Raw genomic sequence first — 13,302 nt, 5'->3', positions numbered from 1 at the left:
CGCGGTGCGGGGCCATGCCCGCACCGTATCCGACATGACCGGCCGCAATGACCGGATGGCAGGGGCTGCATGACCACCAAAGATATCGTGCTCGATCACGTCAGCATTCGTTTCGGCAATTACACGGCGGTCGAAAACGCCTTCCTGACGATCAAGGGTGGCGAGTTCTTCTCGTTTCTCGGACCATCGGGCTGCGGCAAGACCACGCTGCTGCGCTGCATTTCAGGCTTTGTCGACCCGACGGAAGGCCGCGTGCTGATCGGCGGCCAGGACATGAGACATGTCGGCCCCAACAAGCGTCCGACCGCCCTGATTTTCCAGAACCTCGCTCTGTTTCCGCTGATGTCCGTCGCCGACAATATCGCCTTTCCGCTCGAAGTGCGCGGCGTGGGGCGGAAGGAGCGTCGCAAGCGGGCCGACGAGTTGCTCGACATGATCGCACTGCCCGGCACGGGCGACAAGAAGATCCATGAACTGTCCGGCGGCCAGAAGCAGCGCGTGGCGATTGCACGGGCCTTGGCTGTCGAGCCGGATATCCTGCTGCTCGATGAGCCGCTGTCGGCGCTTGACCTCAAGCTGCGCCAGCATATGCGCACCGAATTGCGCGCCATCCAGCAGCGCGTCGGCCTGACCTTCATATATATCACCCATGATCAGGGCGAGGCGCTGACCATGTCGGACCGCGTCGCCGTCATGAATTCCGGCGTCATCGAGCAGATCGGCGATCCGGAATCGATCTATGATCGGCCGCGCACCGGTTTCGTCGCATCCTTTGTCGGCGAGACCAACCGCCTATCCGGCACGGTCAAAGGCCAGAATGGCGAGATCGTTGCGCTCGATACGCCGGTCGGTTTGCTGACCGGCCGGGCCGGCGGCGGGCGCAATTACAAGCCGGGTGATCGCTGCCACCTGTTCATCCGTCCGGAAAAGCTGCGCATCGCCGAACCGGGGGCAACCGCCAACCGCGTCCTGACGAAGCGCCTCAAGGACGAATTCGAGGGCAGCATCCGGCATCTGTTCCTGACCGCCAATGGCTGTGACCTCAGGGTCAGCCTGGTCAACAATGGTGCGTCGAGCGGTGTTTCGACCGACGGCAGCGATGTGCCGGTCGCCTTCGACGAGAGCTTTGCCATCGTGCTTCCGGAAACCGAATCTGGCCTCGGGGTGCAATGATGCAGTCGCTGCGCGCCGCCTTTGCCAATTTCGCCGACCGTCACGGCATCGGCGTGGCCGCTTTCGTCGGCATCACGGTGTTTCTCTGGGTTCTGGTGCTGATCGTGCTGCCGCAGGTCTTCATGCTGGATTTCTCCTTCCGGCATAACCTGCCGCGGCCGGAGATCGGCGGCCCGAAGGATGTCTACACCTTCGAGAATTACAGTTTCTTCCTGTTCGGCAGCAGCGGCACGTTCAACGCGCTCGATGTCGGGGTACTGGTGAAGACGCTGGTGGCGGCCGTGTTCGTCACCCTGATCGATGTGCTGATCTGCTACCCGATCGCCTTCATCCTCGCTCATTCGGCAACCGGCGTGGTCGCCCGGCTGATGGTCATCGGGCTGATCGTGCCCTTCTGGGTCAACGAGATCCTGCGCGCCTTCGCCTTCCGGGTGCTGTTCGGGGCGACCGGCCTGATTAACGGCGTCGGCATGGGCATGGGATTGTGGGATGCACCGGTCGACTTCATCCGCGCCGACGTGGCGCTCTATGCCGGCCTGACCTACGCCTATATCCTGCTGATGGTCTTCCCGATCTACAATGCGGTGGAGGCGCTCGATCGCAACCAGATCGAGGCGGCCCGCGACATGGGCGCCAGCTGGTGGCGGGTGCATTGGCGCGTCGTGCTGCCGATCGCCAAACCCGGCATCGCGTCCGGCGCCACCATGGTCTTCATGCTGACGGCCGGCGCGCTGGCGGCGCCGCAGATCCTCGGCGGACCGTCCAATCTCTGGTTCACCCAGCTGATCTACCAATGGTTCAATGATGCCGGCAACTGGCAGCGGGGTGCGGCCTATGCAACCATCCTGCTTGGCGTCTGCATCACCTTCGTGATGCTGATGATGCGCATCTTCAAGGTATCGATCGGGGAGATCGGCCGATGAACCGCGGAACCGGAAGCGGCAGCTTTTCTGCCACCTATTCGCTGCTGTTCTTCGCCTTCCTCTTCGGGCCGCTGATCATCATGGTGATCACCGCCTTCAACTCCTCATCCTTCCCGCGCATCACCCCCTGGGAATGTTTCACCACCGACTGGTTCGGCGTGTTGATCGGCAACGAGCGGCTGATGCAAGGGCTCGGCACCAGCGTGATGATCGGTATCGGCGTTATGGCGTTGTCCCTGCCGGTCGGCCTTGCCGGGGCCCTGGCGCTCGCCGAAATCAGCCCGCGGCTGCGCTCGACGCTTTATGCCGTGCTGATCACGCCGATCCTCATCCCCGGCGTGGTGCTCGGCATTTCGACCATCGTCTTCTGGGGCGGCGTGGCGCGCGGGGTCGGGGCCGGCTACGGCTCGATTTTCTACAACGGCATCTTCCTGACGCTGCTCGGCCAGGTGACCTTCATCTCGGCCTATTCCATGCTGATCTTCATGGCGCGGCTGCAGCGTTTCGATCCGACGCTGACGGAAGCGGCCCTCGATCTCGGCGCAACGCCCGGCCAGGCGTTTCGCCGGATCATGCTGCCCTTCCTGCGTCCGGCCATTGGCTCGGCCGCCTTCCTGACGCTGCTCGCCTCGTTCGAGAACTACAACACCACGGTGTTTACGATCCTGTCGGACAGCACGTTCACCACGGCGCTCGCCTCCAAGGTGCGGCTTGGCACCGATCCGTCGCTCTCGGCCCTGGCGGTGATCATCATCGCCATCACCCTGATCGGCGCCATGGTGCACGAGGCCCATATCCGCCGCCAGGAACTGCTGAAAAGCGGCAGGGTTCACAAGTCGCGGCTCTATGCCCATCCGGTGACGCGGGCGCTGACCCATCCGGCCGGCGTCGCCGCGGTTCTGGTGGCGATGGCGGCCACAGCCACCTGGCAGGGCAGCCAATACGATTCGTCCGCCTGCGTCGCCGATCTCGCCGCCCAGAAGCGCCTGGTGCAGGAACGGCTGCTGGAGGAACAGCGTCGCAACACGCCGGCCGCAGCGCCAGCCCCCATGCCGTCCTTTGCGCCGACCACGACGCCGGGCGCGCCGGCCGCCAGCAATCCGTCGCCCTTCGGCGGGGCCTTCGGGGTCGACGCGCTGAAGCCGAAGACGCAGCCTTAACGGAAGGGGTGGCTTAGTGGCGCTTTTAATCGGCGGGTGAGGTCAAGCTCGTTTCGAGCTTCTTCCTGGGCGGGACGAGGCAAGATCATCGTCCGCAATGGGCCCTAAACGGACAAGTTCGGTTTACTTGATGGCAGGTTCACCTGAATACGCCCGTCATGGCTCGTGGCGAGAAAGTAGCGACGACCCTCTATGAAGCGGCAAAGATCTGTATATCGTGCGGTGATGACTGAGAACGACGCTGATTGGTTTGACCCTGACATCGCGGCCATGAGCCTTGGCTATGGCGAGAAGGCCGGCCTTCAAATTTATCGGAACTATACCCGGTCCTTCGAAAAGCGGGCTATTGAGCTATTTGTAGCAGCGCTTGATCAACTCCCATTTGACACTGCCGAACTAGAGCGCTTCGCGTCACTTTTGGTGAGTGAAGAACCGCGCTTTCTTCCAATAATCACTTGCGCCTTTGCCGATGACCTTCTGGTGGTCGCACACAGGCATGCTATCCCCGATTACGTGCCTGGCGGGAAAAAAGATCTGTTCGGCGCCTACGGCCCTCTTTCAAGTTTTTCCCAGCGCATCAAGCTGGCAGCGGCCTTCAACGTGGTGTCGCCTGACTTGCCGTTGGAACTGGATAAGGTGCGTAGTGTTCGCAATAAGGTCTCCCATTCTTGGGACACCGCTGACTTTAGTGTCTTTCTCCGCGACAGCAAACTCACAACCATTGAGCCTGTGGAAATTTACATGGCCGAACATGATCAGTTCAAAGGTCGCATTGCACAACTCGATGACCTGGGGCGACTGCGCCTGCGGCTGGTTTGGATAGTGTGCCGCCTGGCGTATGAAGCGCACGCCTACCACCGGTGCAAACAGGCCCATTTAAACCCTTCGAAAACCCTTTACGGGAGCCCTGCATCCGCATGGTTGCGCTCCGTGGCGAGGATTTCCCTAGACGCCAGCAAACGAATTATGGAAGCGAGCGGATAGTGATGGTGCGGCCCCAGGAATATCCGCCTGACCAGAATATCGACGTCTGCTTCTGTCGCTTTCCAGCCGAAATCGCTACTCACCAGAATCCGGTGTCCACTGTTTGCATCCGGCTCGGGCAGCGTTTCAACATCGTTTCCCGGTTATGTACGGCTGCTGGCCTTGATGGGTGGTTCGTCCGCCAGGAGGCTGTCTGGAACCGCCTCTTCGTCGTCGGCAGGGTCTATGGCGTAGGAATAGGCGTCGAGCATGTCGAAAGCCCGCTCGGTCGCCTCGATGCGGGCGGCGGCTTCCGCCACCAGCTTACCGATGGTGTCCATGCGGGCTCGCAGCATGTAACCCAGCACATCCTTGCCCGGCCGGTCGCCGAGCCGGTCTAGGTGGTTTTGCAGCCGGCTGCTATGGCCCTGCATTTCGCGGATCTGGAAGCGGGTCTTGCCGATCTCCTCGGTCAGCTTGGCCCGCATGCCGGCAATCGGGTCGAAGGTGCCGGGCTCGCGGTCGTCGAGCACGATCTCGTTGACGAGCTTTTCGATGACCAGCAGTCCCTGCAGGTCCATCGCCTCGGTCAGTTCCAGATCGTAACCGGTCTCGTCGAAGAATTTGCGCCGGGCGGGATCGAGCAGCAGTTCGCAGGCCTTCTGGCCGCGAATGAAGGCCTCGGTATCGCCGCCCGAATCGGGATGGGTGGCCTTGGCCAGCAGGCGGTAGGCCGCCCGAATCTGTTCGTCGTCGGCATCGTGCGCGACGCCCAGGATCTCATAGGGATCGATCACATTGCCCCTCCTTGTTCGGACCCCCTCCTTATTCGGAGATGAGCCCGTCGAAAACTTCGAGCATGGCCTCGGCGATCGCCTGGCCGAGCGCCGCGCCGTTTTCCTGCAGGGCGGCCTCGTCCATGTCACGCGCCGCCAGCGCCAGCGCCGATCCCTCGTTCATCACGATTTCCTGCGCCCTTTGTATGGCCCACATGGCAAATTCGCTGCGCGTGGTGATTTCGACACTGTCCATCTGAGGGTCCGTTGATCTCTCTCATGCCGCTTGGTGCGGCCTGCGAGGTTCGTTTGATCTGCCTTGAGGTCACGTCGCCGCCACCCGGTTCATGGTCCCGCAATAGCAGAGGAGGTTTGATCTGACAAAGGTAGAAAATGCAGACGTCCTGCCGGAAAGGGTCACGATGTCGCGGTCGGATCGCCCACCGGGAACAAATCGCTGGCAGCTTCGGTTGTCTTTACCGGGGGTCACATGCTGTCGGCGGGAGAGCCGGACGGCACTGTCAAAGGATAAAGCGATATGAGCGAACACATTGAAAATGCCGATGGCCAGGGCGAGATTCTGATCGACGGCAACCGCGCGCCGGTGCCCTATCTGGTCAAGGTCGTTCGGGAGAACAGTTCCTATGAAGTGCAGGTCAGCCTCAACGCATCGCGCGACTGGCTGCTGACGCAAGGATTTGAAAGGGAAGCAACCCTGTTGCGCGGCAATGGCGACAGCATCTCCGTGCGCGCCGATAAGGTGCTGCAGGTCGGCGATCCGCTGAGCGTCGTGCTGCATGCCGAACCTGAAACGATCGGTTCGCGCGAGGATCTGCTCGCAGCCTTTCCGGAGCTCGACGTCGCCCGTATGCACCGCCTCTGACGCAGCGCGTGATAAGCCGGGCAGAAGACTATCAATCGGGTCCGCATTTTCCTAAAACAGGGGCCAACGGCACCTGACGATTCGAGTTCATGTCTTCTTTCCGGTTCATCCACGCGGCCGATCTGCATCTGGGCAGTCCGTTTCAGGTACTTGCCCTGAAGGATGCCGAGATCGCCGCTGTCTTCGTCGAGGCCAGCCGCAAGGCCTTCTCGACGCTGGTGACCCAGGCCGTCGACTGGCAGGTCGACTTCTTCCTGATTGCCGGCGATGTCTATGACGGCGATTGGAAGGACAACAAGATCGGCCTGTTCTTCAACCGCGAAATGGCGCGGCTGGAGCGGGCCGGAATTCCGGTCTTCCTGTTGCGTGGCAATCACGATGCCCTGAGCGTCATCACCAAGACCATCACCCTGCCGGCCAATGTCCACGAATTTCCGACCAATGCGCCGGGCAGCTTTCGCCTTGAACCCATTCAGGTGGCCTTGCACGGCCAGGGTTTTGCCGACCGTTCGGCGACCGACAATCTGGCGATCGCCTATCCGCCGCCGGTGGCCGGATGGTTCAATATCGGCGTGCTGCACACGTCGCTGACCGGCCGCGAACCCCATGCGCCCTACGCCCCCTGTTCGGTCGAGGACCTGCGCTCGCGCGGCTACGATTACTGGGCGCTCGGCCATGTGCACGAGTTCGAAGAGGTCGCGACCGATCCGCTGGTGATCTTTCCCGGCAACCTGCAGGGCCGCAGCATTCGCGAACAGGGCGCCAAGGGCGCCGTGTTGGTCAGCGTCGAGGATGGCCGCGCCCGGCATGAACGGGTGATCGTCGACGAAGCGCGCTTCGGTGCCGTCGAGGTGATGATCAGTCCCGAAGACGATGCCAATGCTGTCCTCGCGGCCGTCGAGCGGGCAGCCCTGCCGCTTGCCCACGATATCGAGGGGCGCATGCTGGCGCTGCGGGTAAGGCTTGCCGGGGTGACGCCGCTCTACAGGGATTTTGCCACCAATCGCCGGCAATGGCATGACGAAGTGCAGGCGGCCTGCCATCGCTGCCACGCCGATATCTGGCTCGAAAAGCTCGAACTGCGGCTCATCGCCCCTTCGCTTTCCGAAGGGATATCGACCGGTGCTGCCTTCGACCTGCAGCACCTGTTTGCTGCCGACGCCTTGCCGGACGATACATTGGCCCAGGCGCAGGACCTGGTCTCGACGATCGCTCTCAGGCTGCCGGGCGGCATCGGTGCGGGCGACTTGCCGCTTGATGTGACGGTCGAGGCGCTCGTCGAGGAAGCCCGGCAATTGCTGCTCGCCCGCGGCGGAGGCGGCTAGGCATGCGCTTTGATCGTCTCGACATCCTGCGCTACGGCGCGCTGACCGATCGCGTGCTGGAGTTCAGGCCCGGCGCCGCGCTGCATGTCGTCTATGGGGCGAACGAGGCCGGCAAGTCGTCGGCGCTGAAGGCCATTTCCGATCTGCTGTTCGGCTTTCCGACCGCGGCCGAGGACAGCTTTCTGCACGAGCCGTCGAGCCTTCGCATCGGCGCGGTTCTCTCCGGCCGGGACAGGGACCAGCTGGCCTTCCGCCGGCGGCGCGGCCGCAAGAATACCCTGATCGACCATAGCGAGGCGGAGACGCCGCTGGCCGACGACGCCCTGGCGCCTTATCTCGGCAGTCTCGGGCGGGATGTTTTTGAGCGGGCCTTCGGCCTCAACTCGCACCGGCTGCGCCAGGGTGCGCTGGAAATGCTGCACAGCGGCGGCGAAATCGGCAGCCTCTTGTTTTCCGCCGCCTCCGGCCTGACAGGCCTCAGCAAACTGCGCCAGTCGCTGGAGAGTGAGGCGGAGGGAATTTTTGCGACGCGCCGTTCCAAGGACCGGTCTTTCTATCAGGCACTCGACCGCCATGACGAGGCCCGTAAAGCCGAGCGGGAGCTTGAGCTGCGCTCCGGCGACTGGAAGAAATTGCTCGCGGACGCCGCAGACGCCGAACGGGAAATGAAGGCGCTGCAGCAGGCGCGCCAGGAAACTCGCCATGCGCTGGGGCATCTGACAGGGCTGAAAAGGCTGGAGCCGCTGATCCGCGAGATTGACGCCGATCAGACATCTCTGCTGCTTTTTGCCGATCTGCAGGCGGTGCCGTCCTCGTTTGAAGCCCAACTGGATGAGGCGCTGCAGTCGCGCACCAAGGCGCAGGACGCGCTTGACACGGTACAGGACGAGGCGGTGCGGCTGGGTGACGAACTTGGCCTGGCGGAGGTCGACGAGGCGGTGTTTGCCGCGGCCGATCGTGTTGTGGCGCGCTATGCCGAGAAAGGCTCCTATCTGAAGGCCCGCGAGGACCTGTCGCGGGTGCGGGGCGAAGTCGAAGGTTTCGATCTACGGCTCGCCGGTCTTGCGCGCAAGCTCGGCCTGCCGGCCGATCCGGACGGCTTGGAGCAAAGCCAGCCGGCCGATGCCGATCTCGCTCATCTCGGCGTGCTGTCCGGCGAAGGCCGGGATATCCGGCGCCGGCTCGACGATATTGCCAAGCGGCTGGACGAAGAGCGCGACTACCTGAGCCATCTCGACAACGTCAAGGCTGGCGGACGGCTGATCGACCCAAAACCCTATGCCGACCAATTGGCCGCCCTGCAGCCAGACCTGGCCGAGCTGACCCGGCTTGATGCCCTCGCGGTGCGGGCCTCCCGCGCCCGATCGGAATTGACCGAGGCCGCTGCAAGATTGTCGCCGCCGGTCGTCGATCTCGACCGGCTGCTCGCCACCCCGCTGCCGGATCTGGCCGCCCTTGCCGATCATCGCCGGCGCATCGACGAGGCCACGACCGTCGCCCGGCAGGCCTCCACGGTGCTCGGTGGCCTGCTTTCGGAAAAAGAAACGGTCGAGCGGGACATCGCCGGGCTGCAGCACGATGGCACGATCGTCACGCGGGATGACATCACCACGGCCCGGTCGCGGCGCGACGGGCTGTTCCAGGCCTTTGCCAGGAAGGATTCGTCCGTCCCCGAGCAGGAGGTCGCCCGAGCGATTGGCGAAGCCGACCGGCTGGCCGACAGCGCGCTCACCGATGCCGAGCGGGTCGCCCGCCACCAGCAGCTCAGATTGCGTCTCGTAGAATTGAACGAGACTTGTCGGCAGGCGGACCGGGATGCGACGGCCGCGGCTGCCGATCTGGAGGCCGTCCGCGCCGATTATCAGGCGCTGTTTGCCGGGCTCGATCTGGAGCCGGACAGCGCCGAACGCATGATCGAGTGGCGCCGCGCCGTCGAGGGGCTTTCCAAGCAGCGCGATGCCCTGCATGGGTTGGAAGACGAACTTGCGGAGTTGCAGCGGATCGAGCCGCGCATCGCTCCGGTTCTGCAGACGCTTTCTGATGCCTGTGGCTTGGCGGGATATGAGGCCCTGCCGGTGTCGGCCCTCGGCCGGGCGCTCAATCGCCACGTCACCGATATCGGCCAGCGCTGGACGGAGAGCCGTGCTGCCGAAGGCAAGCGACAGTCGTCGCTCGATACGATCGAAAAGCTGGAAGCCCGCCGGGCCGAGCTTCGCGACGAGGCGGAACGCTGGGGCCGGGTGTTTGCCGAGGCGGTTGCGGCAATCGGTCTGACTGCCACCGCCTCCGTTGAAATGGCAGAGGCCTCTATCCTCGTCTGGAAGGATGTGCCGGCGACGCTGGCCGAGCGCGAAAACCGCCGCCGGCGGGTGCGCGGCATGGAGCGCGACATCCAGGCGTTCGAAGAGGATGCCCGCGGGCTTGCCGTCGAGATCGCGCCGGAACTGGCGACGCTCTCGGCCGATGCGGTGGTCGATATCCTGCATGAGCGGGTGGTCGCCGCCAATGCCGATCATCAGCGGCGCCTGGGCCTGATCCGGTCGCTGGAGCGGGCACAGCAGGTCCTGGCGCGCGCCCGGCTGGAGGCGGAAGAGGCCGATGCCGTGCTGTCGACCCTTGCCAGCGCGATGCCGGTCGGCGACGATCTCCCCCTGCTGTTGCAGCGGCTGCAGCAGCGGCGCGAGATCGAGGGCCGGCTCACGCAATCGCGCCGTCGCTTCGATCTGCAGGCCGAAGGCCGCAGCGAGGACGAGGTTCGCCTTGATCTGTCCGGCTTCGACCGGGTGGCCGCCGATCTCGACATCGAACGGCTGGAGGCCGAGGATCACGCCCATGTCGAACGCTTTGGCCAACTGACGGCCGTGCTGGCCGAGAACGAGCGGCAGCGCCGGGCACTGGAGACCGGCAAGAGTGCCGAATATGCGGTATTCGAGAAGCTGGCGGCCGAACAGGAAGCCCGCGAGCTGGCCCGGCAATGGGTGGTGCTGAAGCTGGCCGCCCATCTGCTGGGCACGTCGATGGAAGCCTATCGCGAGGCGCAGGCCGATCCGATGATGACGCGGGCCGGCGATCTGTTCTCGGTGCTGACCGGCGGAAGGTTTGCGCGACTGGTGCAGGACTATGACGCCGATGACGCCCTGCATCTGAAGGCGGAACGGGCGACTGGCGAATGGGTGCCGCTCAGCGGCCTCAGCGAAGGAACCGGCGACCAGCTCTATCTGGCCCTGCGGCTGGCCTTCCTCGAGGACTATTGCAGCCGCAACGAGCCGGCGCCCCTGATCGTCGACGACATCTTCCAGACCTTCGACGATGACCGCACGGCATCGGGCCTGAAGGCGCTGGCCGGCACGTCAGGCACTTTCCAGACCATCCTCTTCACCCACCAGCTGAGCGTCGTCGACATCGCCGTCCGGGAACTGGGCGATAGCGTCGACCTGATCCGGATCTGAGCCTTTTCCGTCAGCCCGCCTGTACGAAATGCCCTGTTGAGACTTCGCGGTAGACGCGCTTGGGCGGCACATAGCCGCTCGGGCGCACGGGGCTTTTCAGCTCCTCGATCGCCGCATTGCGCTTGATGCCGCGCCGCGCCGGATCCGGCACGGGCACGGCGGCGATCAGTTTCTTGGTGTAGTCGTGCTGCGGATTGTCGAAGATCGCAGCGCGCGGGCCGATCTCGACGATTTCACCGAGATACATCACCGCAACGCGGTGGCTGATGCGCTCGACCACGGCCATGTCATGGCTGATGAACAGGAAGGCAAGATTGAACTCCTCCTGCAGATCCATCAGCAGATTGCAGACCTGCGCCTTGATCGACACATCGAGCGCCGAGACGCTTTCGTCGGCGACAATGACCTTCGGGTTGAGCGACAGGGCGCGGGCAATGGCGATGCGCTGGCGCTGGCCGCCGGAGAATTCGTGCGGATAGCGGTCCATCATCCGGGGGTCGAGGCCGACCTTGCGCAAGAGATCGGCGACCTTGTCCTGGGCCTCCTGCCGCGTGCCGAGCCGGTGTTTCAGATAGGGCTCGGCAATGGCTGCCCCGACCGTCATGCGCGGATTGAGGCTTGAGAACGGGTCCTGGAAGATCATCTGCACACTGCGGCGCATGGCGCGCAGGCTCGGCTGGTCGAGGTTAAGCACATTGTAACCGTCGAGATACACCTCGCCGCTGTCGGGCTCGACCAGCCGGGTGATCGAGCGCCCGGTGGTCGATTTGCCGCAGCCGCTTTCGCCGACGATCGACAGCGTTTCACCCTGGAACAACTCGAACGAAATGTCTTCCACCGCGTGCACTGCGCCGATCTGGCGACCGAACAGGCCGCTGCGGATCGGAAAGCGCGTCACCAGGTTCTTGACCGACAGAACAGGTGTCTTGCGGGTATCGACCGTATCGGCCATTTCTGTGGGAACGCTCGCCTCACCCGAGCCGATATCGACGATCGGAAAACGTAGCGGCCAGGCATGGCCATGCATGGAGCCGAGCTTCGGCACGGCGGCCAGAAGTGCGCGGGTATAGGGATGCTGGCCGCGATGGAAGACGTCGGCGGTCAGGCCCTGCTCGACCACATCGCCGCGCAGCATGACGATGGTGCGGTCGGCGATTTCGGCCACCACGCCCATGTCATGGGTGATGAAGAGAACGGACATGCCTTCCTCTTCCTGCAGAAGCTTGATCAGGTCGAGGATCTGGCCCTGGATCGTCACATCCAGCGCCGTGGTCGGCTCGTCGGCGATCAGCAGTTTCGGCCGCGAGGCGAGCGCCATGGCGATCATCACCCGCTGGCGCATGCCGCCGGAAAACTGGTGCGGATATTCCTCGAAACGGTTCGTGGCATTGGGAATGCGCACCTTTTCCAGCAACCGCACGGTCTCGCCGCGGGCCTCCGCCTTCGACAGGCCCTTGTGCCGGGTCAGCACTTCGGAGATCTGCCGTCCGATCGTGAAGATCGGGTTGAGACTGGTCATCGGCTCCTGAAAGATCATCGCGGCCTCGTTGCCGCGCACCTTCTGCATGTCCTTTTCCGACAGCGCCAGGATATCCCGGCCGTTCAGCCACACCCGGCCCTCGACGCGGCTCTGGTCGCGAGCCAGCAGCCGCATAATCGACAAAGAGGTGACGCTCTTGCCGGAGCCGGATTCGCCGACGATGGCCACGGTCTCGCCGGGGTGAACATCGAAGGAAATGTTGCGCACCACCGACCGCCACTCACCGTCAACCAGGAAGGAGGTCGTCAGATCCTCGACGGAGAGAACGGCTGATGTCTCGGCGTGGGCGGCATTTGTCGTCATGGGGCTCATGGTTTTCCTGGTCCGATCCTGCGGGTGCGGTTCCGGCTCATGCGGGCTTCAGCGGCGTGGCAAAGGAGGGCGAGGGGCGACCTTCGGCGATGCGGGCGGCCTCAAGGGCGGCGATCTTCTCGTCGATCAGCCGGCGGTCGGTCAGGCCATGGGGATTGTCGCGGGTCGGCATGGTCTCCGCGACATGCAGGAAACGCTCCTGCGCGACCGCATAGAGCCGGCGGAGCTCTGCCAGCGGAGCGAGATGGTCGTCGGCGCGGATATCGAGCCAGACATAGTCCTGGTCGCGGTAGATCTTCAGCGCCGCCGATTGCCGTCCGCGCTTGTCGCCGCCGGCCGCCTCGCCGGCATCCATGGCGGCCAGCAGGCGCTCGGCCAGCGGCGCGCCTGATGTCTCTTTGTAGACCCGCAGGGACTCGGCAATGACCTCAGGTCCGGCCAGCATATTGCCGGCCACCGAGACATTGTCGTCGACCAGATGCCCGGCCCAGTCGATGCATTTTGCGCCGGTAAAGGCGGCGTTGCGGCCCTCCGCGTCGACCAGGTGCATCTGCCGCTGCTGGGCGCCGTCGTCGCGACCGGTCAGGATCGCGATGATCTCGTCGGGAGAATGGCCCTCAGACAGGAGAGCAAGGCCGTCCGTTCCGTAAAGCGGGCTGACGAAGGCCTGGGTGGCAATGGCGCCGATGCGGCCGCGCATGTAGGGGACGGCGGCGCCGACCGCGAAGAAGCGGCTGGCGACGGCAATGCCGAGATGGCCAGTGTCTGGGTCACGTGCAACGATGGACCAGGTCATGG

The 13,302-nt window shown here is 64.0% G+C and carries 11 protein-coding genes; 7 read left to right on the top strand and 4 right to left on the bottom strand.

Going from position 1 to position 13,302, the window contains the following annotated elements; translation table 11 throughout:
• The first annotated feature begins 69 nt into the window (after window positions 1-69).
• The 4 genes from HFC70_RS20690 (at window position 70) to HFC70_RS20675 (ending at window position 4,240) form a co-directional block, all read left to right on the top strand.
• Window positions 70-1,173 carry an ABC transporter ATP-binding protein gene (locus HFC70_RS20690; RefSeq protein ID WP_168475188.1) on the top strand — a complete coding sequence of 368 codons (1,104 nt, stop codon included), beginning with the start codon at window positions 70-72 and terminating at the stop codon, window positions 1,171-1,173.
• Window positions 1,173-2,096: an ABC transporter permease gene (locus HFC70_RS20685; protein ID WP_210259362.1), complete on the top strand. Its 924-nt coding sequence runs from the start codon at window positions 1,173-1,175 to the stop codon at window positions 2,094-2,096. Before HFC70_RS20690 ends, HFC70_RS20685 begins: the two co-directional genes overlap by 1 nt.
• Entirely contained in the window at window positions 2,093-3,256 is a 1,164-nt protein-coding gene (locus HFC70_RS20680) for an ABC transporter permease (RefSeq protein WP_168475186.1), read from the top strand. The genes HFC70_RS20685 and HFC70_RS20680 overlap by 4 nt, the downstream gene beginning before the upstream one ends.
• A 225-nt stretch (window positions 3,257-3,481) precedes the next feature.
• Window positions 3,482-4,240, top strand: coding sequence for a hypothetical protein (locus HFC70_RS20675; protein WP_168475185.1), 759 nt, complete (start codon window positions 3,482-3,484; stop codon window positions 4,238-4,240).
• 143 nt (window positions 4,241-4,383) lie between these two features.
• On the opposite strand, the gene HFC70_RS20670 is transcribed toward HFC70_RS20675, so the two are convergent.
• Both HFC70_RS20670 and HFC70_RS20665 read right to left on the bottom strand, forming a co-directional pair.
• Window positions 4,384-5,016: a J domain-containing protein gene (locus HFC70_RS20670; RefSeq protein ID WP_168475184.1), complete on the bottom strand. Its 633-nt coding sequence runs from the start codon at window positions 5,014-5,016 to the stop codon at window positions 4,384-4,386.
• 28 nt (window positions 5,017-5,044) lie between these two features.
• On the bottom strand, window positions 5,045-5,251 hold the full coding sequence (locus tag HFC70_RS20665) for a hypothetical protein (RefSeq protein ID WP_168475183.1): 207 nt from the start codon (window positions 5,249-5,251) through the stop codon (window positions 5,045-5,047).
• Between the two features lie 282 nt (window positions 5,252-5,533).
• On the opposite strand from HFC70_RS20665, the gene HFC70_RS20660 reads away from it, so the two are divergent.
• From HFC70_RS20660 to HFC70_RS20650, 3 genes are all read left to right on the top strand, one after another.
• A complete protein-coding gene (locus HFC70_RS20660) occupies window positions 5,534-5,878 on the top strand; it encodes a hypothetical protein (RefSeq protein WP_168475182.1) in 345 nt (114 codons plus the stop codon).
• Window positions 5,879-5,967: 89 nt separating this feature from the next.
• Entirely contained in the window at window positions 5,968-7,203 is a 1,236-nt protein-coding gene (locus tag HFC70_RS20655; protein ID WP_168475181.1) for a DNA repair exonuclease, read from the top strand.
• Window positions 7,204-7,205: 2 nt separating this feature from the next.
• Window positions 7,206-10,652 (top strand): YhaN family protein, encoded by a 3,447-nt coding sequence (locus tag HFC70_RS20650; RefSeq protein ID WP_168475180.1) that lies wholly within the window; start codon window positions 7,206-7,208, stop codon window positions 10,650-10,652.
• 10 nt (window positions 10,653-10,662) lie between these two features.
• Here the strand turns inward: HFC70_RS20650 and HFC70_RS20645 are convergent, their stop codons facing one another.
• Together HFC70_RS20645 and HFC70_RS20640 are read right to left on the bottom strand one after the other, a co-directional pair.
• Window positions 10,663-12,504 (bottom strand): ABC transporter ATP-binding protein, encoded by a 1,842-nt coding sequence (locus tag HFC70_RS20645; protein ID WP_168475179.1) that lies wholly within the window; start codon window positions 12,502-12,504, stop codon window positions 10,663-10,665.
• A 37-nt stretch (window positions 12,505-12,541) separates the two neighbouring features.
• Window positions 12,542-13,300 carry a DUF1028 domain-containing protein gene (locus HFC70_RS20640; protein WP_168475178.1) on the bottom strand — a complete coding sequence of 253 codons (759 nt, stop codon included), beginning with the start codon at window positions 13,298-13,300 and terminating at the stop codon, window positions 12,542-12,544.
• Window positions 13,301-13,302 lie beyond the last annotated feature (2 nt).

The organism is Agrobacterium sp. a22-2, assembly GCF_012276985.1.
GTDB lineage: Bacteria > Pseudomonadota > Alphaproteobacteria > Rhizobiales > Rhizobiaceae > Allorhizobium.
The sequence above is the reverse complement of the archived record's forward strand: the minus strand, read 5'-3'. Positions and strand labels throughout refer to the sequence as shown.

What these genes read in the sequence shown, in the direction of transcription:
- HFC70_RS20655 (WP_168475181.1), top strand. Translation starts at nt 5,968, where the DNA reads ATGTCTTCTTTCCGGTTCATCCACGCGGCCGATCTGCATCTGGGCAGT.
- HFC70_RS20650 (WP_168475180.1), top strand. Translation starts at nt 7,206, where the DNA reads ATGCGCTTTGATCGTCTCGACATCCTGCGCTACGGCGCGCTGACCGAT.
- HFC70_RS20645 (WP_168475179.1), bottom strand. Translation starts at nt 12,504, where the DNA reads ATGAGCCCCATGACGACAAATGCCGCCCACGCCGAGACATCAGCCGTT.
- HFC70_RS20680 (WP_168475186.1), top strand. Translation starts at nt 2,093, where the DNA reads ATGAACCGCGGAACCGGAAGCGGCAGCTTTTCTGCCACCTATTCGCTG.
- HFC70_RS20665 (WP_168475183.1), bottom strand. Translation starts at nt 5,251, where the DNA reads ATGGACAGTGTCGAAATCACCACGCGCAGCGAATTTGCCATGTGGGCC.
- HFC70_RS20640 (WP_168475178.1), bottom strand. Translation starts at nt 13,300, where the DNA reads ATGACCTGGTCCATCGTTGCACGTGACCCAGACACTGGCCATCTCGGC.
- HFC70_RS20675 (WP_168475185.1), top strand. Translation starts at nt 3,482, where the DNA reads ATGACTGAGAACGACGCTGATTGGTTTGACCCTGACATCGCGGCCATG.
- HFC70_RS20690 (WP_168475188.1), top strand. Translation starts at nt 70, where the DNA reads ATGACCACCAAAGATATCGTGCTCGATCACGTCAGCATTCGTTTCGGC.
- HFC70_RS20660 (WP_168475182.1), top strand. Translation starts at nt 5,534, where the DNA reads ATGAGCGAACACATTGAAAATGCCGATGGCCAGGGCGAGATTCTGATC.
- HFC70_RS20685 (WP_210259362.1), top strand. Translation starts at nt 1,173, where the DNA reads ATGCAGTCGCTGCGCGCCGCCTTTGCCAATTTCGCCGACCGTCACGGC.